The sequence below is a fragment of the Labrys sp. F242 genome, from assembly GCF_057813875.1.
Map to the genome: position 1 here is coordinate 1,868,858 of NZ_JBVASG010000001.1, position 21,021 is coordinate 1,889,878.

General features: G+C 62.0%; 16 protein-coding genes and 1 tRNA gene. 7 read left to right on the forward strand and 10 right to left on the reverse strand.

Annotated features, from left to right (window positions below):
• Window positions 1-658: 658 nt before the first annotated feature.
• A complete protein-coding gene (locus ACZYTC_RS08745) occupies window positions 659-1,810 on the forward strand; it encodes a septal ring lytic transglycosylase RlpA family protein (protein ID WP_488989350.1) in 1,152 nt (383 codons plus the stop codon).
• Between the two features lie 104 nt (window positions 1,811-1,914).
• Here ACZYTC_RS08745 and sseA read toward each other — a convergent pair whose 3' ends face one another.
• From sseA to gnd, 5 genes are all read right to left on the reverse strand, one after another.
• A complete protein-coding gene (gene sseA / locus ACZYTC_RS08750; protein WP_488989351.1) occupies window positions 1,915-2,760 on the reverse strand; it encodes a 3-mercaptopyruvate sulfurtransferase in 846 nt (281 codons plus the stop codon).
• A gap of 9 nt (window positions 2,761-2,769) precedes the next feature.
• Complete coding sequence (locus ACZYTC_RS08755) at window positions 2,770-4,263, reverse strand: tetratricopeptide repeat protein (RefSeq protein WP_488989352.1); 1,494 nt, start codon at window positions 4,261-4,263, stop codon at window positions 2,770-2,772.
• A gap of 69 nt (window positions 4,264-4,332) precedes the next feature.
• A complete protein-coding gene (gene pgl, locus ACZYTC_RS08760) occupies window positions 4,333-5,058 on the reverse strand; it encodes a 6-phosphogluconolactonase (protein ID WP_434956458.1) in 726 nt (241 codons plus the stop codon).
• Window positions 5,055-6,575: a glucose-6-phosphate dehydrogenase gene (gene zwf / locus ACZYTC_RS08765; RefSeq protein WP_434956457.1), complete on the reverse strand. Its 1,521-nt coding sequence runs from the start codon at window positions 6,573-6,575 to the stop codon at window positions 5,055-5,057. The genes pgl and zwf overlap by 4 nt, the downstream gene beginning before the upstream one ends.
• 3 nt (window positions 6,576-6,578) lie before the next feature.
• Window positions 6,579-7,571 (reverse strand): phosphogluconate dehydrogenase (NAD(+)-dependent, decarboxylating), encoded by a 993-nt coding sequence (gene gnd, locus ACZYTC_RS08770; RefSeq protein ID WP_434956456.1) that lies wholly within the window; start codon window positions 7,569-7,571, stop codon window positions 6,579-6,581.
• 213 nt (window positions 7,572-7,784) lie between these two features.
• Between gnd and ACZYTC_RS08775 the strand changes: the two genes are divergently transcribed.
• From ACZYTC_RS08775 to ACZYTC_RS08785, 3 genes are all read left to right on the forward strand, one after another.
• Window positions 7,785-7,860 (forward strand) — tRNA-Lys (locus tag ACZYTC_RS08775).
• Window positions 7,861-8,138: 278 nt separating this feature from the next.
• Entirely contained in the window at window positions 8,139-8,984 is an 846-nt protein-coding gene (locus ACZYTC_RS08780) for a protein-L-isoaspartate O-methyltransferase family protein (RefSeq protein WP_441771734.1), read from the forward strand.
• An 89-nt stretch (window positions 8,985-9,073) separates the two neighbouring features.
• Window positions 9,074-9,277, forward strand: coding sequence for a heavy-metal-associated domain-containing protein (locus tag ACZYTC_RS08785; protein WP_441771733.1), 204 nt, complete (start codon window positions 9,074-9,076; stop codon window positions 9,275-9,277).
• A 96-nt stretch (window positions 9,278-9,373) separates the two neighbouring features.
• Here ACZYTC_RS08785 and ACZYTC_RS08790 read toward each other — a convergent pair whose 3' ends face one another.
• The 3 genes from ACZYTC_RS08790 to mntR form a co-directional block, all read right to left on the reverse strand.
• Window positions 9,374-12,232: a phosphoenolpyruvate carboxylase gene (locus ACZYTC_RS08790; protein WP_441771732.1), complete on the reverse strand. Its 2,859-nt coding sequence runs from the start codon at window positions 12,230-12,232 to the stop codon at window positions 9,374-9,376.
• 161 nt (window positions 12,233-12,393) lie between these two features.
• Window positions 12,394-13,170: a hydroxypyruvate isomerase gene (gene hyi, locus ACZYTC_RS08795; protein WP_488989353.1), complete on the reverse strand. Its 777-nt coding sequence runs from the start codon at window positions 13,168-13,170 to the stop codon at window positions 12,394-12,396.
• A 4-nt stretch (window positions 13,171-13,174) separates the two neighbouring features.
• Window positions 13,175-13,630 (reverse strand): manganese-binding transcriptional regulator MntR, encoded by a 456-nt coding sequence (gene mntR / locus ACZYTC_RS08800; protein WP_434956450.1) that lies wholly within the window; start codon window positions 13,628-13,630, stop codon window positions 13,175-13,177.
• 225 nt (window positions 13,631-13,855) lie between these two features.
• Between mntR and ACZYTC_RS08805 the strand changes: the two genes are divergently transcribed.
• Window positions 13,856-15,220: an Nramp family divalent metal transporter gene (locus ACZYTC_RS08805; RefSeq protein ID WP_441771730.1), complete on the forward strand. Its 1,365-nt coding sequence runs from the start codon at window positions 13,856-13,858 to the stop codon at window positions 15,218-15,220.
• Between the two features lie 122 nt (window positions 15,221-15,342).
• On the opposite strand, the gene ACZYTC_RS08810 is transcribed toward ACZYTC_RS08805, so the two are convergent.
• A complete protein-coding gene (locus ACZYTC_RS08810; protein WP_441771729.1) occupies window positions 15,343-16,764 on the reverse strand; it encodes a hypothetical protein in 1,422 nt (473 codons plus the stop codon).
• Window positions 16,765-17,350: 586 nt separating this feature from the next.
• Here ACZYTC_RS08810 and panB point away from each other — a divergent pair.
• On the forward strand, window positions 17,351-18,172 hold the full coding sequence (gene panB, locus ACZYTC_RS08815) for a 3-methyl-2-oxobutanoate hydroxymethyltransferase (protein ID WP_441771728.1): 822 nt from the start codon (window positions 17,351-17,353) through the stop codon (window positions 18,170-18,172).
• Between the two features lie 55 nt (window positions 18,173-18,227).
• Here the strand turns inward: panB and ACZYTC_RS08820 are convergent, their stop codons facing one another.
• The gene (locus ACZYTC_RS08820) at window positions 18,228-19,706 is read right to left on the reverse strand and encodes an AMP nucleosidase (protein WP_434956446.1); all 1,479 of its coding nucleotides are present in this window, start codon (window positions 19,704-19,706) and stop codon (window positions 18,228-18,230) included.
• 179 nt (window positions 19,707-19,885) lie between these two features.
• On the opposite strand from ACZYTC_RS08820, the gene ACZYTC_RS08825 reads away from it, so the two are divergent.
• Window positions 19,886-20,761, forward strand: coding sequence for a DUF2167 domain-containing protein (locus ACZYTC_RS08825; RefSeq protein ID WP_488989354.1), 876 nt, complete (start codon window positions 19,886-19,888; stop codon window positions 20,759-20,761).
• The last annotated feature ends 260 nt before the right edge of the window (window positions 20,762-21,021 follow it).

Here is a 21,021-nt window from a genome sequence, read left to right on the forward strand (position 1 = left end):
TCAGGCATTTGCAGGTTCTCTCGTCCAAGCCTATTCGCCGGCTTGGACGAGAGAACCTGCCTGAGGCAGGAATCGCCAACATGCCAAGCACATAGCCAAGTTAACGGCATTGTGCGAGCGGTCCGGAAGCACTTGTCTGCTGGTGAGCGTCATTCCTCGATTCCTTTCCGCGATCCTGCCTGCCCCAAACTGGCCCGGCGACTATGGCAGGACCGTGTTTGCGGGGGTCGTTCTGCTCTGTAAAGTTGTGTGAAGTGAACTTTTTTGCCGGCAATCGAACAACGCTCGGCTGCACTGGTTAATCTCCCTTTTCTTACTGATTTTGCTCAGGAAATATTAACCCTTCCGCGGCCGGCGCGACCAGTGGGCGGGTGTCCTGGTGCCGCAGGAGCCTGTTGCGGGGCTTTCAATTTGTCGGATCTTGCGCTATCGGCTGTTTACGGTTTGGAAACCTTGCCGCAATTTAGGCGCAATGTCAGGGCGTCTTTATGGCGGAAATCCGGGGAAATCCACCACCGGACACGAAGTGCAGAACGGCTTCGTGCTTCGAAATGAAACAGCTGGATGCGCTCGTACTGCGCCCCGCCATGTCGTGTTGGACACGCCATGGCCGCACGCAGACCACGACGCCTCTTCGCTCCATAAGAAGGATTCTGAGATGGCGGAAAACCTCTCGGCTGTTCCAAATCGCGTCGAGTTGCGTATTTCCGACACTTCATCTCCTTCCCGGGTATCGGGAGCCGTCGTCAAGGCGGCCGTCGCTCTCGCTGGCTGTGCCGCTTTGGCGAGTTGCGCCGCACCCAATCAAGCCTATGCTCCCAAACCCGCAACCACCCAGGTTGCGGCCGCCACCAGCACGACGGTCGTGCCGCCAGCAGGTACGCGTGTGGTCACCCCGCCTGTCCGCAGCAAGAACGGCACTGAAAAGCCCTATGCGATCGGCGGCAAGCGCTATGTGCCCGCGGGCCATGATTCCAAATACACCGCCGTCGGCCTGGCATCCTGGTACGGGCCGGGCTTCAATGGCCGCAAGACGGCTGTGGGCGAGCGTTTCGACATGACGGGTCTTTCGGCCGCGCACAAGACCATGCCGCTGCCGAGCTATGCGCGCGTCACCAATCTGAGCAACGGCACCTCGATCGTCGTTCGCGTGAACGATCGCGGCCCCTATGTGCATGGCCGCCTGATCGACCTGTCGAGCCGTGCCGCCGACCTGCTGCAATTCAAGGGCGCCGGTGTCGGGCGGGTGAAGGTCGAATATGTCGGCCGCGCTCCAGAATCCGGCTCTGACAACAAGATGCTGATGGCGACCTTGCGGACCGATGGCACACCCGCGCCGCTGCCGACTGGCGTTTCGAACACCATGGTTGCCGACGCGGCGCCGCCGACGCGTCCGACCACGACACCGATCTTGCCCGTCGCAGCCGTGACGCAGGTCGCTTCGGCGACCGAAGTCAAGCCTTCCAGGCTCGCGGCCCCCGAGATCAAGCCGGTAGTGGTGCCGCCGATGATCGCCCAGGCCGAGCCGATGGATCCGCCCGTTGCCACGACAGAGGTGGCTGGTCTCAGCAATATGGCATTCACGCCGTTGCCGCCTTCCCGTCCGCGCAGCTCGGATGGTGTTCTGGGCAAGGTGCCGACCGGTTCGATCGGACAGGTCAATCTGGCGAAGGCCAAGGCTCCCGACGCATCGGTGGAGCCGGCCATGGCCGTACAACCGACGGCACAAGCCTTTGCCGCGACACCGGCCCGCGCACCTGCGGTTCTGGTGCCGACCTCGCCGGTCACGGCTTCGATGGCGGGCCAATAGATCGGATTGCCAATCAGCCAGAAAATCAAAAAGCTCGCACATCTCTTTGTGCGAGCTTTATTTTTGTGCAGGTGAGGTGATTTCCGCCAACGTAGAGCGAGGCGTTAATCGCCCGTTGCCAAAGGCAGATCCGGCCGGGCGCCCCATTCGGCCCAGGATCCGTCATAGATACCCTCGACCGGCTTGCCGACCGTATCGAAGGCCAGAGCCAGAATGGCAGCCGATACGCCCGAACCACAAGTCGTCACCACCGGTTTTCGGGTATCGATGCCGGCAGCGTTCATCGCGGCCCTGATCGTCTCCGGCGAGGCCAGGCGGCCGTTCTCGACAATGGCTGCATAGGGCAGATTACGGGCGCCCGGCATATGTCCCGGGCGCACGCCCGGCCGAGGCTCCGGCGCCTCGCCGCGGAAGCGCTCAGCCGGCCGGGCATCGATGATTTCTGCACTGCCATCCATCAGGGCGGCCTGGACCTGGCCGACGCTCTTCACCTGGTCACCGTCGAAACGCGCCGTGAAGCGAGCCGGCACTGGGTGCGGTGCCCCGCCCTCGACAGGGCGGTTCTCGGCCTGCCAAAGCGGGAAGCCGCCGTCGAGGATGGAAACTTTGGCCGCTCCGAAGATCCGGAAGGTCCACCAGACGCGCGGGGCCGAGAACAAGCCGGCACCGTCATAGACGACGATATGCTTGTTCTCGGTGAGGCCGAGCGCACCGACAGCCTCTAAGAAAACTTCGGGGTTCGGCAGCATATGAGGCAACCCGCTGCTGGCATCGACGATCTTGTCGATGTCGAAAAAGACAGCGCCAGGAATATGGGCAGCCAGATATTCGGCGTGACCGTCGCGATTGACCGCCGGCAGATGCCACGACCCATCGACGACAGCCAGATTCTCGTCGCCAAGGTGAGCGGCCAGCCAGGCGGTGGAAACCAGATGAGGAGAAGAGGTCATGATGTGTTCCTATGCCTTCTTGCGGGTTTTCTTGCCGGTAAGCCGGTCGAGAGCCGCCTTGGCGTTCTCATGCCCCTGGGCGGCAGCCTTGCGATACCAGGCAATGGCGTCCTTCTTGCTGGCGCGGGTACCACGCCCGTGCTCATAGAAAATGCCGAGATTGAACTGGGCAACCGGTTCGTCCTGCTCGGCGGCCAGCCGGAACCATTTCAAGGCTTCAGCCTCGTCCTTGGGCACGCCAATGCCACCTGCAAGTTGCACGGCAAGATTGGTCTGCGAGGGGATATAACCATCCTCGGCCGCCTGTCGATACAGCGAAACCGCCTTGACAGGATCCTTGGGCACACCTTTGCCCTCGGCATAGAATAAAGCCAAATTGTGCCGAGCCGCGTCGTAGCCCTGGTCCGCGGCTTTGGCGTACCAATTGGCCGCCTCGGCTGGCTCGGGGGACAGGCCCAACCCCTCGTCATAGGCATAGCCGAGATCCATCTGCGCTGAGCCCAGACCTTGTTCTGCAGCCTTGCTGTACCAGACCACGGCAAGGCTTGCGTTCTTCTCGACCCCGTCACCCTTGGCGTAGCGTTGGGCGAGTTCGTATTGCGCATTGGCGCTGCCGGCGGCAGCAGCCTTGCGATAATAGTCGAGGGCAGCGGCGAGATCGACTTCGACGCCATTGCCCTGTTCGTACAGGACTCCCAAATTATAGGCGGCCTCGCCATCGCCATGCTGGAACGCCTTGCGATAGAGGGCCAGAGCCTGCTCAATGCTCTGTTCGACGCCATTCCCTCTCAGATGGAGGCCGGCGAGATTGTTCTCGCAGCCGCTCTCGCCGGCATCGGCACCTTTCCTGTACCAGGTAACTGCCGCCGCGGAATCAGGCTCCACGCCCCGACCATCCGCGTAGAGGCCGCCCAAATTGAGGAAAGCCCGCTTCTCGCCGAGATCGACGGCCCTGAGATAGGATAGGCGCGCCTTGTCATATTGCTCCGCTCCCTCCTGCGCGCGGCCGAGCATATAGGCAAAGCGCCCTTCCTTGGGGTGTTCGGCCAGGGCTTGCTCACAAGCCGGGATTGCCTTGGCGTGGTCGATGTCCGCCATGCTGAGACCGGGAGCGAGGGAAAGCGGGTCGCCCCCGCGCGAAGCCATGCGGTCGCAATCGGTCGCCGGCACGCTGGTACTGGGGCGAGACCTATCGGCGATCTTACGCTGGGTGCAAGCCAGGTGCCTGGCATAGGAGCCAGCTCCCGTTTCGACCTTGGTTCGGCCCTCCGAATAGCAGGCGCTCTGAATATCCCCCGGAACCGTGACCCAGATGTCGTTCAATTCGACATAGGCCGTCGACTCCCGGTTGAAACAGGAGACCATTTCGGGGCTATCCAGCATCACCTTCGGCGGCCGGCCGATCGTATCCAGACAATAGTCGTCGAACCGATAGATTGGAAACATCTCCGCCGAGGCCTGCCCGGCGCCCCCCGTCACCAGCATGGCCACCAGCGCGGCCACGCCCATTCTTCCCGCCATCATTCCCCCAAAAAACAAGCCGTCAGTTCCGCAAACGAAATAGCTGGCCGATCATGCCGGTGCAGCCGCTTCGTCGAGGAACCAATGGATCGGGCCCGCAGCCTCGACATGGGCCGATGGCAGATCGGCGCCGGCGAAGACCTTGGCGAGCGTCTCGCGCTTGTCCGCCCCGGCGGCAAGGAAGGCAACGGCCCGGCTCGAGGCGATGGCCGGGAAGGTCAGGGTTACCCGCGGCACGAAGGGATCCAAACCCGGATCTGAATGAACAGCCCAGCGATCCCTTACAGCCAGGGCTGGCTTGCCCGGAAAGAGGGAGGCCGTATGTCCGTCGGACCCAACGCCGAGCAGCATGATGTCGAACAGCGGCCGATCCGGATCAAGCACGTCCGCGCCGTAATAAGCCTTGAGCGCCTGCTCATAGGCCTGCGCTGCGGCCTCGGGCGAGACCGGCGTTGCGGCGATCTCATGAATGTTCTGCTGAGGCACCGGGACATGGTCGAGCAAAGCCGCCTTTGCCATCAGCGTGTTGCGCCTGGCATCGTCGGCGGCAACGATACGTTCATCCCCCCAGAACCAATGAATGCGTTCGAAGGGCAGGGCGGAACGCCAGGGATCCCGCGCCAGACGCTCGTAAAGGCGCTTGGGCGTGGAGCCGCCCGACAGGGCCACCGCGATCGGCCCCGGACGCCCCACCAATTCGGCGACGAACCAGTCGGCTGCACGGTCGGCCAAGGCGTCGGCATCGGCCGAGATATCGATGATGCGCTCGCTGCTCATGCGATAGGCCGCCAGCCGCGCCCGTCACGGGCAAGCATGACCTCGGCGGCAGCCGGGCCCTCGGAACCGGCGGCATAGTTGGCAAGCCCCCGATCGCCGGCATTGGCCCAGGCATCGAGGAAGGGCTGCACCGCGGCCCAGCCTGCCTCGACCCCGTCGGCACGCTGGAACAGCATGGCATCACCGATCATGCAGTCATAGATCAGCGTTTCGTAGCCGGTGCTCGCGGCCGCCTCGAAATAGTCCTTGTATTTGAAGTCCATGCCGACACCCGCAAGGTCGATCTTGGGTCCCGGCACCTTGGCGTTGAAATGCAGCGTGATGCCTTCTTCCGGCTGGATATCGAGCACCAGCGTGTTCGGCCCCATGCCGGACAGCGCCGTATCGCGAAACATAGCGATCGGCGCGTCCTTGAAGCGGATCGCCACTTCCGTCTTGCGCTTGGCGAGGGCCTTGCCGGTGCGCAGATAGAAGGGCACGCCGGCCCAGCGCCAATTGTCGATGGCGAACTTGATGGCGGTGTAGGTCGGCGTGACGCTCTTGGGATTGACGTCCTGCGAGGCGCGGTACGCGGTGATCGGCGTGTCCTTGATGATGCCGGGACCATATTGGGCCCGCACCGAGTTCAAGATCGCCTGTTCGGGCGTGTATTGCGTGATGGCCGCCAGGGCCTCGGCCTTCTCCGAACGCACGGAATTGGCCGAATAGCGGGCAGGGGGTTCCATGGCAATCAGTGACAGCAACTGGCACAGATGGTTGGGCACCATGTCGCGCAAGGCGCCTGTCGCGTCGTAGAAGGCGCCACGGCGCTCGACCGTGACGGTTTCCGCCACGCTGATCTGGACATGGTCGATATGGTCGCGGTTCCAGATCGGCTCGAACAGGCCGTTGGCAAAGCGCAGGATCATGATGTTCTGGACCGTCTCCTTGCCCAGATAATGATCCATCCGGTAGATCTGGTCCTCGTTCAGCACGCTCAGGAGCTGGCGATTGAGGGCCTGGGCCGAGGCAAGGTCGGTGCCGAAAGGCTTTTCGACGATGACGCGCCGCCAGGGCCCGCCTTCCACTTCCTGGCTGAGGCCGACTTCCTGGAGAAGCCGGGTGATCGGCGCAAAGCCCGACGGCGGCGTCGCCAGGTAGAACAGGCGATTACCGCCGGTGTTGCGTCCGCTCTCGACCTTTTCCAGATGCCGGGCCAGATCCCGGAAACTATCGGGATTGTCGACTTCGGCAACCACGCTGGTAACGCAGGCGAACAATTTGTCGGCGACTGCCTGATCGACCGGCCTCGTGGCAAACTGCTTGAGCCCATCCACCAGGGACTGGCGGAAGGCATCATCCTCCATCGGACGACGCACCACGCCGACGATCGCGAAATTCTCCGGCAGCAGGCCGGTGGCCGCAAGATTATAGAGAGCAGGGACGAGCAGGCGCTTGGTCAGGTCGCCATTGGCACCAAAAACGACGAAGCAGCAAGGGCCGGCAGCGCCGCCCTTGTTGATGTGGTGGGCATTCATAACTCAAGCCTTGGACGCGGGATTCTTCGGCTCGACGTGACCGCCGAACCCCTTACGCATGGCGGAGAGGATCTTCTCCGCATAGGTGTGCTCCTGACGGGAGCGGAAACGGGTGTAGAGAGCAGCGGTGAGCACTTCGGCGGGCACCGCCTGGTCGATGGCAGCCTCGATCGTCCAGCGTCCTTCGCCCGAATCCTCTACGAAGCCGGAATATTCACTCAACTCCTCGTCGGCAGCGAGGGCGGTTGCCGTCAGGTCCAGCAGCCAGGAGGTGACGACGCTGCCGCGGCGCCAGACTTCGGCGATATCGGCCATGTTGAAGTCGAACGTCTCGCCCTCTGCCCTGCCTTCATTGGCAGCCGAACGCAGGATGTCGAAACCTTCCGCATAAGCCTGCATCAGGCCATATTCGATGCCGTTGTGGATCATCTTGACGAAATGCCCGGCGCCGCAGGGGCCGGCATGGATATAGCCTTGCTCCGCCCGCGGATCGTGCTTGTCGCGGCCGGGCGTACGGGGAACATTGCCGATGCCAGGCGCCAGCGTGGCAAAGATCGGATCAAGACGCGTGATCGTTTCGGTCTTGCCGCCGATCATCATGCAGTAGCCGCGCTCCAGGCCCCAGACGCCGCCGGAGGTGCCGACATCGACGTAATCGAGCCCCTTGGCCGCCAGTTCCTTGCCGCGACGGACGTCGTCCTTCCAATTGGTGTTGCCGCCGTCGATGATCACGTCACCGGGAGACAGCAGGCGCGAGAGCTGGTCGATGGTGCCCTGGGTGATGGCACCCGCCGGCAGCATCACCCAGACGGCGCGTGGCGTCGTCAGCTTCGAAACGAGGTCGGCAAGGTCGGTGGCGGCGACCGAGCCATCGGCCACCAAAGCCTGAACCGCCGGCGGAGCGCGATCATAGACGACGGTGGTGTGGCCGTTCTTCATCAGGCGGCGGGCGATGTTGCCGCCCATGCGGCCCAGACCGATGATTCCCAATTGCATTGGCTGATCTCCTTTTGCCGCCCCCGGCAGCTTATCGTCCGTTACGTGCTTAGCACCGTTTTCAGCTCTCGCAAGCGCATGTATTCATCACTTCATGAGCATGACGAGGGGATGACGCGCCATTTTTGCATGGCACGCGACAATGGCAGCTTGACCCATCCGCTCATGACGCTTAGAGACACCGCAATTGCGGGGCAATGCCCCGCTTGGTGAGAGCTCGTAGCTCAGTCGGTAGAGCACGTGACTTTTAATCATGGGGTCGTGGGTTCGAATCCCACCGAGCTCACCATCAATTCCCTGAAAATCCTGTCGGCGGCCTGCTTCGCTGAGAGCCTGTGTCAACGGTAGGCATTGTTGCTCATGTATCACGTGGTCAGGCGTGGCCGTAGCCAGTCCTGTTGCGCCTGCAAGTGCGGCTCTTTTGCTCTGCCGATGAGTAACACTCCGACACTTTCCTGTGTTTAGGCGCGTTTCGCCGGATCTTCAGCATGCGCGCGCCCTGGGCCGAGCCGGCCTGTTCAAAGAATGCTAGATTCGCCGGCAGGCAATGGTGCAGGCGGACAGAGCATGACCGATGAGAAGGCGGCGCTAGGACAGGCACGCCGCGATTTTGCCAGATCGATGCTGAAGGAGAGCGGATCGGGGGACCCGCGCATCGAGAGGGCTTTCGAACTCGTGCCACGCGAAGCCTTCCTGCCGCCCGGTCCCTGGCTGATGGCCAGCCATGGGAACTATGTCGAGACGCCGAGTGCGGACCCGATCCATCTCTACAAGAATCGGCTGATTGCGCTGAAGGCGGACAAGCAAATCAATACCGGCGAACCCGCTTTGCATGCTGCATGGCTGGGGGCGGTGGCTCCCAAGGCAGGAGAGAAAGTCAGCCATATCGGGGCAGGGTTGGGCTATTATACGGCCATGCTGTCGGTGCTGACCTTGCCCAATGGCCGCGTGACAGCCTTCGAGATCGAGGAGGACCTCGCCGAACAGGCAAGGCGCAACCTTAAGCCATTCGACGGCGTCAACGTGGTTCGAGCCGATGCCACACGTGTTGCCGTGCCTCCCTCCGACCTCATCTATGTCAATGCGGGCGTGGTCGCGCCGCCACTTGCCTGGCTCACCGCTCTACAACCCGGCGGGCGGATGATCTTCCCGTGGCGTCCGCGCGAGGATATCGGCCTCGCTGTGCGGATGGATGCCGAAGCCGCCGGCTTTGCCGTCAAGGCGCTGATGCCATCCTGGTTCATTCCCTGCGTCGGCGCATCGCGCGAGATCCGCACGATTCGTGCGCCGAGGTCTCCTCGTGAGGCCTTGGCCGTGCGCTCGCTTTGGCCGATCTCGGTCAGGGTGCCGGATGAGAGCGCAATCGCCATCTACCCCGATCTTTGGTTCTCGTCGGACGCGCTCGACGCCTGATCCCCCGAGGTGAATGTCAGCTCCAAAAAGGTGCTTGACCTTACAATGATGGGAAGCCCTACAAGGTCTTCATCGATTGGAGACCTCACATGATCACGTTGAAAGTACCGGAAATGAGCTGCGGCCACTGCGCCAAGACGATCACGGGCGCGCTGAAGGCTGTCGACCCCGGCGCAGCCGTCGACATCGACATAGGCTCGCAGACAGTCACGGTGGCGAGTGCCGCCGACGAAGGGAAATTGCGCGCCGCGATCGCCGAGGCCGGTTACGAGAACGAGAAGTTGCCAGCCTGATTGCCAGGGGCAGAGAAGGGGCCGGCCAGGAATGGCCGGCCCCTTTATCCATACGCTAGAAAATGCGATCCAACTGAATCGTATTTGTTCCGCAATTTAACCGTGAGCCCCGAACTCAAGGGCAATGGCGGTGCCGATAGCGAGAATCGTCCGATAGGTTCTGTCGATCGGATCGATGAGATTGCGCGTCAGCGCCGCATAGTTCGAGGGTGAATCGCCGGGATAGGTGAAGGGCTCGGCGAGGCTATACCCCTCCATGGTCAGCCCATTCACCGGATAGGCGTCGCGCAGCAGCGTCACCGCCTCGGGAATGCGCAGGCTGAAGATCAACTCCATGATGTCTTCACGCGAGACATCGTTGCGCGTGGAGAATTTCGGCACCCGGGCCGCCATCAGCAGGATATGCTGGAGCAGGGCCAGCCGCACCGCCTGCAGCATGTCGAGCCTCTCCCGGTTTTCGGAGATCGACTTGCCCAGATCCTGTCCCGCGAGGTCGAGCAAGCGATGAAGCGAGATGGCATCGAGCCGCAGCTTCACCGCCAACTCATTGAGCGAAGCGGCCCGATCATCCTCTTCCAGCAATTGGGTAATGAACAGGCAGGGCTCGGCCAGATGCGGTTCGGCGCCGGCATAGGGACGCGTCGACCAGAAGGAGCGGTCGAACAAGGTCGAGAATGCCGCGAGCGCCTTGATGCTGGAGCGCCGCTTCATATGCACCACGTGCGAGGTCAAACGGCGCAGCCGGTCCGATTTGGCGAAGGTGTCGATGAAGCGATCCTCGTCACCTCGCAACGCCGTACCGAACCCCGCGATCACCGTGGCAGGATGGCCGAGTTGCTGCAGGATGGCATTGTGGGGAATGGCGCGGATGCGGCGGACCTGATGCACCTCGCCGCCTGACACGTCGAACTGGCGCCGTGACTTGCGCGAGCCGGTATCGTTCAGCAGGCCCTGGGCAAAGGAGCCGAGCGCCCGGTGATATGCATGATCATCGAGCAACTTGCTATGAAATGAGGCAAGCCGGCGGAAGAAATCGAAGGAGAAGGTCGTGTTTGAATAGAAGGGATCGTCGCTGGCCGGCTGCTCCCGCCAAGCCACTTCCGCCTCCAGCATGCGAGTCAGCGAAGCAAGGGCAAGTTCGGGTGTTTCGAAATAGATGAAGCCGTCGCCGCCCTGGAAGCTGACCTCGTGCTTGAGGGCAATGCCCCGGCTCTCGAATTCGCGGCGAGCCCAAGGGCTCAGCACATAGAAGGCGCGGTCCTCGAAATTGCCCTGATGGGCGCCACGCCCTGCCGACTCGCCGTGCGTGTCGAAGATCAGAACCTCGACATCCGTCAGCCGATGGCGTTCGCAGGCCCTGGCCAATTGCCCATGCAAGCGCTCGATCGCGAGGGCCGCGGTGATCTGGCCCATGAAGCGGCCCGAATCTGAAAAGCCGGTCTGGATCGCAAGCCGGCCGCGTTGGCGCACAGCCTGGCGATATTCCTCGATGCCGAACAGCACATCGAAGAAGCGCGACGCGCCTTCCAGCGCCGTCGGGGTCTCGAACAAGGGCGAAACATCGAGCTTGTCCTCGACGCCGAACAGGCGGGCGAAATAGACTGCGGCCATCACCGTCGCCGGTGCTTCGCATTCGGCGATAAGCAGGCGGATAGTCGAATCCCGGTCGACATGCTTGAGGATCTGCGCCGCCAGCACGAATTGGCGCAGGGCGGTCTTCTGCTCGATATCGAGCGAACCGAAATTGACGGAAACCGGCTGGGCCTCGCGAATGAATGTCGCCAGGCGTTCCAGCATCGAACGGGAGGTGATGTTCTCCTCCGAATCGATGTCGAGATGCTGGCGCATCGCATTGTGCAATTGCGTGGCATTGATGCGCATATGTACTTCGCCGACGCCGAAGCCGAGGGTCAGCATTTCGCTGCGCAGAGCGACGAGGTCGAGCGCGATCTCGGGCTGTGAGTCGGCGATCGCGATGTCGATCAACGCGATATAGGGGCGCACGCTCGTGGCCGCATCCGGATGGCGCGCGGTGAGGAGATCGGCCGCATGCCTGAGTGCGGGACGATCGAGCGGCGTCTGGTTGAAAGCTCCCAGAATGCCAGCGTTCCAGGCACGCGTTCGCTCGATCCGCGCAGTCAGCTCTTCGAGACGCTGCGCGGTCTGCGAATCCGGACTAACCTGGGTGGCAATGCGAAGGACCTCGCTGAGATAACGATCGATCTGGTGCTGCTTTTCGGCGAGCCGGAAACGGAAGGAATCGATCCACTGGATATCGGTACGGCCATCGAGATCGTAGCCGATCCACGTGCCGAGGCCGGCATAGGCCACCGTAACCGAACGCCATTCGGGCGAACGCCGCTCACGCAGGACCTCGGCGGCGATGCGGGCAAACGTGCCGATCGCCGTCTTGGCGGCATCCAGGGCGACCATCGCGGCACCATGCTCGACCTGCAAGGTGATCGGATTGTCCGGTGCCATCAGTACATCCGGCAGCGCCGCCTTGCCATCGCACGCCATTCGCGCCAGACGTGCCCGATTGGCACTGGAAAGCAGGAACGTCGGATGCCCGGTGAAGACGATACCAAGCTGGGTGCGTGCCAGCGGGGAGGCGCTCGAAACACCGCGGCGCCCGTTTGCGAGCAAATGTTCGGCGACGCGCCGCAGGCTCTCGCGGTTGCCTGCCATGTCGAGCGGGCCGACATAATCCCGCAATGTTTGCGCGCGCGCAGCGAAGGTCTCCTGGCTCAGCCGCAAGGCGAGGGCCTCGAAATCCTCCCTCGTCAGCCGCCCGGCTTCGAGCTCGCGAGACAACTCGAAGGCCAGTTGGGCCACCGGATTGTAACGAGGCTCGTCAACCAGTTTGGCGCGGGCGCTATCGAGCTTGTCGCGGCAGAAACGTTCGAGCTCGACGATACGGTCGTCAGGTCCAGGCTCCGGCAAAGGTGCATCCATCTGGGTTCTCGGTCGACAGGTTTTCAGGCGGTCCCATAAACCACCCGTGCGTTCGAAACGAGCAAAAATCGTGCCGACGGCACAGCAAAAATGAAAGAAACGATCAACGGCAGTGGCGAGACCATGCCGATTGCGTCGCGATTGCCCGGGTAAGACGACATTCAGGCGTGCGTCGGCAGCCAGCTCAATCCCTCGACCGTTCCGTGCAGCGGCCGGTATTCGGCACCGATCCACCCCCGATAACCGATCCGGTCGATATGTTCGAACAGGAAGGGATAATTGATCTCGCCTGTTCCCGGCTCGTGCCGCCCGGGATTGTCGGCCAGTTGCATATGGGCAATGCGAGGAAGCTGGCTTTCGATGTTGCGGGCCAGATCCCCCTCCATCACCTGCATATGATAGATATCATACTGAAAATAGAGGTTGTCCGAACCGACCTCCTCGATGATGGCCAGGGCCTGGCGTGACCGTTTGAGATAGAAGCCCGGCATATCGATCGTGTTGATCGCCTCGATCAACAGGCGGACGCCCGTACGCCTGGCCTCGTCGGCGGCGAAGCGCAGATTGTCCAGCAACGTTTCATGGATGAGTTCGGGATCGGCTCCCTTCGGCGGGATGCCCGACAGGCAGTTCACCTGCGCACAGCCAAGCATCGTGGCGTGATCCAGAGCCAGGGCAACGCTCTCGCGAAACTCCGCCTTGCGGTTTGGCAGGCAGGCTAGCCCTCGTTCGCCGTCTTCCCAGCGCCCAGGCGGCAGATTGTGCAGCACCAGCGCGAGGCCGCTATCGTCAAGCCTCCGACGCAACTCATGCCTGTCGAAATCATAGGGAAACGGGAACTCCACGCCGGTAAAACCTGCCCGTGCAGCCGCTTCGAAGCGATCATAGAAATCGAGTTCGCTGAACAGCATCGAGATATTGGCGGAAAAACGCGGCATTTGTTCAGCTTTTGGCTTTGACGAAACGCGAAAAGGCGTCGAGCGTAGCCTTGCTGACGTGGTGCTCGATCCCCTCGGCATCGCGCCGGGCGGTATCGGCATCGATACCCAGGGCCAGCAGGAAAGCCTCGACGATATGATGGCGCTCGCGGCTGGCCTCGGCCAGCGCCTGGCCAGCCTCGGTGAGGAAGACGCCGCGATAGGGGCGCTGAGCCACGAAACCTTCGTCCGCCAACCGTTTCAGCATTTTGGCGACGGTCGGCTGGGCCACGCCCAGGCGAGCGGCGATATCGACCTGTCTTGCTTCGCCGCCATCGCTGATCAGGTCGGCGATCAGCTCGACATAGTCCTCGATCAGTTCGAGGCGGCGTGCCTCGCGTGCCTGCCTAAAACTCTCGACATGCACGACGGCGTCGACCAGGCCCGGCTCGGGGGGTGAAAGCGCAGCGGAACGTTTCATGCCGGCTCTCCTAAGCTGATTCCTTTGTGCGTCCCAGGGCATCGAACAATCGGCGCCGACCGGGTTTGCGGCATTGCAAATGCGGGTATGCCCGATCCGCGTGGCCTTATCAATGCCAGCGATGAAATACAGCCTTGGCGTTTATCCATTGACCGATCTTCAGAGTATAGCATATGCTATATTCATGGAAGCGATGCAGAATGGAATTTCGTGGTGGAGAAGGGCATGAGTGCGGATGCTGCGGGAACGGCCCCGGCCGACAACGGCGCGTGGCGCGTGGTTCCCGGGGAAGAAAGGCGGCCGAGCCTTGGTGCGATGAACGCCAGCGTTCCCGTGCCGAAGACGGGTTTGTGGTTTCGTCGCTTTCTGGCCTTTCTCGGCCCGGGTTACATGGTGTCCGTCGGCTACATGGACCCAGGCAATTGGGCGACCGACATCGCCGGTGGTTCGAAATTCGGCTACACGCTCCTGAGCGTGATCCTGCTGTCGAATCTGATGGCCATCGTGCTGCAGGCCCTGGCGGCGCGACTCGGCATCGTCACCGGGCGCGACCTCGCCCAGGCCTGCCGCGATCACTATTCCCGGCCGGTGAATCTCATGCTCTGGCTCGCCTGCGAGCTGGCGATCATCGCCTGCGATCTGGCTGAGGTCATCGGCACGGCCATCGCTCTCAACCTGCTGTTCGGCATTCCCCTGGTTTACGGCGCCATCATCACGGCCGTCGACGTGTTCCTGGTGCTCATGCTGATGCAGCGCGGCTTCAGGACGTTGGAAGCCTTCGTGATCGCGCTGCTGGTCGTGATCTTCGGCTGTTTCGTCATCCAGATCATCCTCGCGGCCCCGGCGATCCACGATATCCTCGGCGGGTTCCTGCCGCAGGCCAAGGTCGTCACCAATCCTGAAGCCCTCTACATCGCCATCGGCATCATTGGTGCCACGGTGATGCCGCATAATCTCTATCTGCATTCCTCGATCGTGCAGACCCGCGCCTATGAGCGCACGGAGGAGGGCAAGCGCTCGGCCATTCGCTGGGCGGTGACCGACAGCACAATTGCCCTGATGCTGGCCCTGTTCGTGAATGCGGCCATCCTGATCACGGCTGCCACCGTGTTCCATCAGAATGGCCGTACGGATGTCGAGGAGATCGAGCAAGCCTATCAATTGCTGTCGCCGATGCTCGGCGTCGGCATCGCCTCCACGCTGCTGGCCGTCGCCTTGCTGGCATCCGGTGTCAATTCGACGGTGACCGCGACGCTCGCCGGTCAGATCGTGATGGAGGGCTTTCTCCACCTGCGCATTCCCGATTGGGCGCGCCGGCTGATCACGCGCGGCATCGCCATTGTGCCGGTGGTTGCCGTCACCGCTCTCTACGGCAATCAGGGCACCAACAAGCTGCTGGTGCTCAGCCAGGTTGTCTTGTCGATGCAATTGCCCTTCGCGATCATCCCGCTGGTTCGCTTCGTCTCGGACAAGCGCAAGATGGGGGTCTTCGTCACACCGGTCTGGCTGACGACCTTGTCCTGGGTGATTGCCGGCGTGATCCTGGTGCTGGACATCAAGCTGCTGGTCGACACCTTCACGGGCACTTGAGCTCGGCGCAGGGCACTAGGATTGCTACAGTTGCATCCACAGCGTTGGACCCGGTATCGAAATCGGGCTCGGCGCTGTAATTGTTTGCGCCGACACGTGCCAGGCTCTTTTGGAGCAGCAGATCAATTCGCATGAACCAGGGCGAGGCGAGCGAGACGCTCGGCCGAGTCCCGGGAGCCAGCTTTCGCTGCAGCCTCGTAAAAAGCTTTCGCCTGGGCCGCATTCACCTGCGAGGGATCCTTGACGATGGCGGGGTCATACGTCTCGGCCAAGGCGAACAATGCCCGCGGATCGGTACCGCTTCGATAGGACTCGAGAGCTTCCCTGGCACCAGCCACGTCGCCGCTGGCCAGCAATTCACGCGCCGACTGCACGGCCTGGTCGACCTCATCCACGGTAATGGCGATGGTACTGACGCTGCGCGTCGCGCCGGGCAATGCGGGAGCGGGCACCGAAGCCGGCGAGGGGGCGCTCGGTGCCGGCGTCGAAGCCGGGGCTGGCGCCGCGGCAACTTTCGTCTCCGACGGAGCCGAGGCCGGCGGCGCGACCAGATTGCCCAGGGACTGCAGCTTGTCCGGATTGGCCCAGAAGTAAGCACCGACTGCGGCGATACCCGCGGCCAGCAGCACAGAAGCTATCAGGGCGGGTGGAACCTTGATCTTTGGCCAGCTCAGTCGCGAAAGGCGAGTCTCATTGGCATTGGCCGCCGGATTGACACCAAAGCGTGTGGTTTTCCGCGCCGATGAGGGCGCCACCAGGTTTTCTTCCTTGACCGCAGGCGCAAGAGAGGCTGGGGCGGCGGCATGTACCGCGGATGCGCCATCCCTGTTCCGCTGGTCCAGATCCTGAGGCGGTCCGGCCGTGACGTTCACCGTCGACATACGCGGCCTTTCGCGCGAAGGCGGACCACGGAACTCGAAGGCCTCGTCGGTCTCGGGATTCGGCCGCTCGGGAGGAGGCGTGTCCAGGGACGCCGCGCGCGGCATCTTCGGCGCTTCGGCCTGCTCCTTCTTCTCCGCTTCGGGCGCAATTTCGATGAAAAGCGCTTCGCCGAAATCGAATCCGTTATCGTCTGTGCTTTCGTCCATTACCGGCGCGGGATCCGCTGGCGGGACAGCAGGAGAAGGAGAAGGCTCGGGCGCCGGTGCAGGTTTTGCTTCGGCTTCGGGAAGAGGCACCTCGGCAAGGCGCGGCACAGGCTCCTTCGGCGGTGACGCCAGCGCCACCAGGCGATCGAGGGAAGGGGAAGCCAATTTTACTTCAGCCGGCCTGACTTCCGTCTGCCTAGCCTCGGTCTTCCTGGCTTCGGTCTGTCTGGCTTCGGTCGGCTCGGCAACTATGCTTGCCTCGGCCGCGCCCGCCTCATTGGCCGGTGTTGGCACCGTCAGCCGTGGATCGCGGCCAGGTATCGGGGCAGCACGCTGCGCCGTGGCCTGCTTTTCTTTCAAAGCATCGGCAGCCAAGCGCGCATTTTCCATATGGCGCTGAAATGCTTCGCGCACAGCGGCCGCGAGAGCCTCGTCTTTCTTCAGGGGTTCAGCCATATCGTTCCCACCCAAACGCTACACGGGCACCCACTGTGAAGTGAAAAAAGGCCATCCAGCCGCGAGAGCGGCAAGGATAGCTTCCGGAAGAGTGCCTGCGCAAACAAATTCTTTAACCATTTGTTAACGAAGATGCAGCCCGAGGCCATGGAACGCCCTGAAAAGTTCACGAATATGGTTAAGACGCCGCAATGCGGTGCCAGCCGATACCCCGGGGTTGCTGAAAGATAACGCCATGCTGCGCTGCGACAACAGGGCACGGACAGGCGTTGGAATATTTTTCTCCGCCGCTTTACGCGCGGACGCTTTTGGACAATTGCTATGTCGCCCTTTGGCTAAAGCGTTTTGCGATTTGGTGAAATCGCCAGGAATCGCAAAGACGCATCGAACCAAAGAGTTGGAGCAAACAGGCGTTTGCGTCTAAACGCGCTTTACTCCAGGCGATGCTGCATCTGCGTAGTTTCAGACAATCGCTTTTGTTTTGCGCCCTTGTTTTGTCAGGGAGTCGACGCGGTCTTCCAACCTGCGAGTTACACAAGCCGGCGAGCCGCAGCATCGTCCCCTCAGACACCCAGGAGGAATATTCGTGTCCGTTCAAAATCAGTCACAACGCGTCACCGCTCCACAGATTCGCCTGCGGAAGGGAGGAGAGCCGATCGTCATGCTGACCTCCTACCATACGCACACGACACGGATCATCGATCCTTATGTCGACTGCATCCTGGTCGGCGACAGTTTGGGCATGGTGATGCATGGCATGGAAACCACGCTGCCGGTGACGCTGGAGATGATGATCCTTCAGGGCAGGGCGGTGATGCGCGGCTCCTCGCATGCGCTGGTGGTGGTCGATATGCCCTTCGGCTCCTATGAGGAAACACCGGAACAGGCCTTTCGCAGTGCCGTGCGCATCATCAAGGAAACCGGGTGCGGTGCCGTCAAGCTCGAAGGTGGCGAACGCATGGCCGAGACCATCCGCTTCCTGACCGGGCGGGGCGTACCGGTGATGGCGCATGTCGGACTGACCCCGCAATCGATCATGGCCCTCGGCTCCTTCAAGACGCAGGGCCGCGAAGAGGCGGACTGGGGCCCGATCGAGCGGGATGCCCAACTGGTCGCCGACGCGGGCGCCTTTGCGGTGGTGCTCGAAGCGATCGCCGAGCCGCTCGCCGCCAAGATCTCCGCCAGTATCCCGATCCCAACCATCGGCATCGGGGCTTCCCCGACCTGCGATGGACAGGTACTGGTGCTCGAGGACATGCTGGGGCTATCGGACCGCGTTCCGAAATTCGTCAAGCGCTTCGGCTCGCTCGGCGATCAGATCCGCGAAGCCGTGCAGGGCTACGCCGATGCCGTGCGCGACCGCAGCTTCCCGGCGGCCGAGCATACCTATGGCATGAAGAAGAAATAGCGCATGACGGCCCCGTCTGCGCCCTCCTCGTCGGAAGAGCGCGCAGACGAAGCCATCATTGGAACGCGACCTCGTTGAAGCTGCGCAGCTTGCGGGAATGCAATTGACGCTTATCCGTCTCACGCAGCAGCGCCATGGTCTCCAGGCCGACAGCCAGGTGCTGGGAGACCCGCTCGCGATAGAAGGAATCCGCCATGCCAGGCAATTTCAGCTGGCCGTGCAGCGGCTTGTCGGAAACACATAGAAGCGTGCCGTAGGGCACGCGAAACCGGAAGCCATTGGCCGCGATGGTGCTCGATTCCATGTCGAGAGCGATGGCCCGGCTCTGGATGAAGGGCAGATTCTGCACTGTCGAGGGACGCAGCTCCCAATTGCGGTCGTCGACGGTGGCAACCGTTCCCGTCCGCATGACCCGCTTGAGGTCATAACCGGTCAAACCCGTAACCCTTCCGACAGCGCGCTCGATCGCGATCTGGATCTCGGCGAGAGCAGGCACGGGCACTTCGCGTGGCAAATCCGCGTCCAGCACCTGATCCTGGCGCAGATAGGCATGGGCGAGCACGTAATCGCCCAGCATCTGTGAATTGCGCAGGCCCGCGCAATGGCCAAGCATCAGCCAGGCATGCGGCCTGAGCACCGCGACATGGTCGGAGATGTTCTTGGCGTTGGACGGCCCAACCCCGATATTGATCATGGTGATGCCGGAATCGTCGGCGCGCTTGAGATGATAGGCCGGCATTTGCGGCAGTCGCGGCGGATGGTGGCCCGTGACGTCGAGTTGCTGGTTTTCTTCCCCGAGTTCGGTGACGACATTGCCTGGTTCGACGAAGGCGGTGTAGCCCGAACCGAGCGAACCGCCTTCGCCTTTGGCCAGAATGGCCTGGGCCAACCGCACGAACTCATCGATGTAGAATTGGTAATTGGTGAAGATCACGAAATTCTGGAAATGTCGGGCCGAGGTGCCCGTATAGTGCTTCAGGCGCATCAGTGAGAGATCGATGCGCGGCGCCGTGAATAGCGCCAGCGGCTTGGCACCGTCTGGCGAGCGTACGTCGATGCCGTTGGCGATCCGATCGTCCATGATGGTGAGATCGGGCACATCGAATATCTGCGGCAGCAGGGCAAGGCGCCCATAGTCGAGGCCGCTTTCGGCGTGAAAGTCCTCGCCCAGCGCAAAATGGATCGGGATGGGCGTGGAACTCTCGCCGACCTCGACATCGACACCGGTATTGCGCAGCAGGAGCGCGATCTGCTCCTCCAGATAGCGGCTGAAGATGTCCGGTCGCGTCAGCGTCGTCGCATAGGCGCCGGTATCGGCCACGAATCCGAACGGCGTGCGCGCATCAAGCGTGGGAAGGCTCTGGGTGTCGACGCTGACATAGGGGTAAAAGGCGCGAATGCGGTGATCAAAATCCTTGCCTCGGGTAAAAGCCGTGAAGGCTTCCCGCAGGCGTGTGGTGTTCGCGTCATAAAGCTGCGTGATCGCCGCTACGGCCGCTCTCGCATTGTCGAAGCGGCGGGGCTTAGTGGTCATTCCAATTTCGAAGCCGCAATGCGGCTCTCCCTTTTCAATCTTCTAGTTCAGCCCAAGTGACATCGCAACGACATCGCAAGGCATCGCCGATGAAATTTCCGGCCGTGACATGGATCGTAAAGGCATGGACTGCAAAGAATTTGGCGCTATAGGGCGTCATCGTCGAACGGAGACTGCCCATGTTTGCCAGATATCTGCTCGCTATCGCCACTTTGGCCTTCCTGCTGCCCGGCTACGGCGTGGCGCAGGAGGCTGAAGGGCTTCGCAAGGCACAGGTCTTGCAGCAGGCGGTCGAGGCGATGCAGAAAGTGCTGCTATCAGGTCCTTCCGTGGCAAATCTGGATAACCGGGCGACGCTGAAGCTCCCGCAAGGCACCGGTTTCGTGCGCCAGCCCGAGGCAGGTGCCTGGGCCTCCGCTTCGGGCTACCCCGTCGATCCCAAACTTCTTGGCATGCTGGTGCCGACCAGCGAACAGAATTGGGTCGTCTTCATCGATTATCGCTCCGGTGCGCGCTTCGACGATGCCGACGCCCGTGGCTGGAACGCCGACGATCTGCTGGCGAGCCTCAAGACAGCCACGGAAGAAGGCAATGCAGCCCGCCAGAAACGCGGTGAGCCTCAGATCGAGGTCCGGGATTGGCTGGTCAAGCCGCGTTATGACGAGATGCAGCATACGCTGATCTGGGGTGCGATCAGCCCGGAAAAAGGCGGCGAAGCGGATGAAGGCACGGCCAATATTCATGGTTACGTGCTCGGCAATGAAGGTTATTTCGAGCTGACGCTGGTTTCGCCGGCCGCCGAGGTGCCCTCTTATGTGCCGATCGCACAGTCGATCCTCACCAGTGTGCAGTTTTCCGCTGGCAATCGTTACCAGGACCCGGTTAAGGGGCAGGTTGAAACGCGACCGCTCGCGAACCTGATAACCGCTGTTTCCCCCGACCTCTGGGCCAAGGTTCTTGCCTATCTCAAGGCGAACTGGCTGTGGCTCCTGGCGGCGCTCCTGGTACTGACCATTCTCGCCGGCAGCGGGCTGAGAGCGCTGCGGCGACAATAGCCACCGGGGCCGGTCATGCACGATGATTAGGATCATTGAGCTTGATAGGCCCAGAATACCGAGATTTAATCTCGGTTTGGCCGGCTAAGAGCGCTGTTTGCTTGACGGCAGGGGGTTGCTCCTCTACGCCGAAATCACATCTCGCGCCAGCGCGAACCACAGCGTTTTGCGATTTGATGGAATCTCCTCGAATCGCAAAGACGCATCCAACCAAAGAGTTCAGGGCAAAAGGCGTTTTTGCCACGACGCGCTTTGCTCTA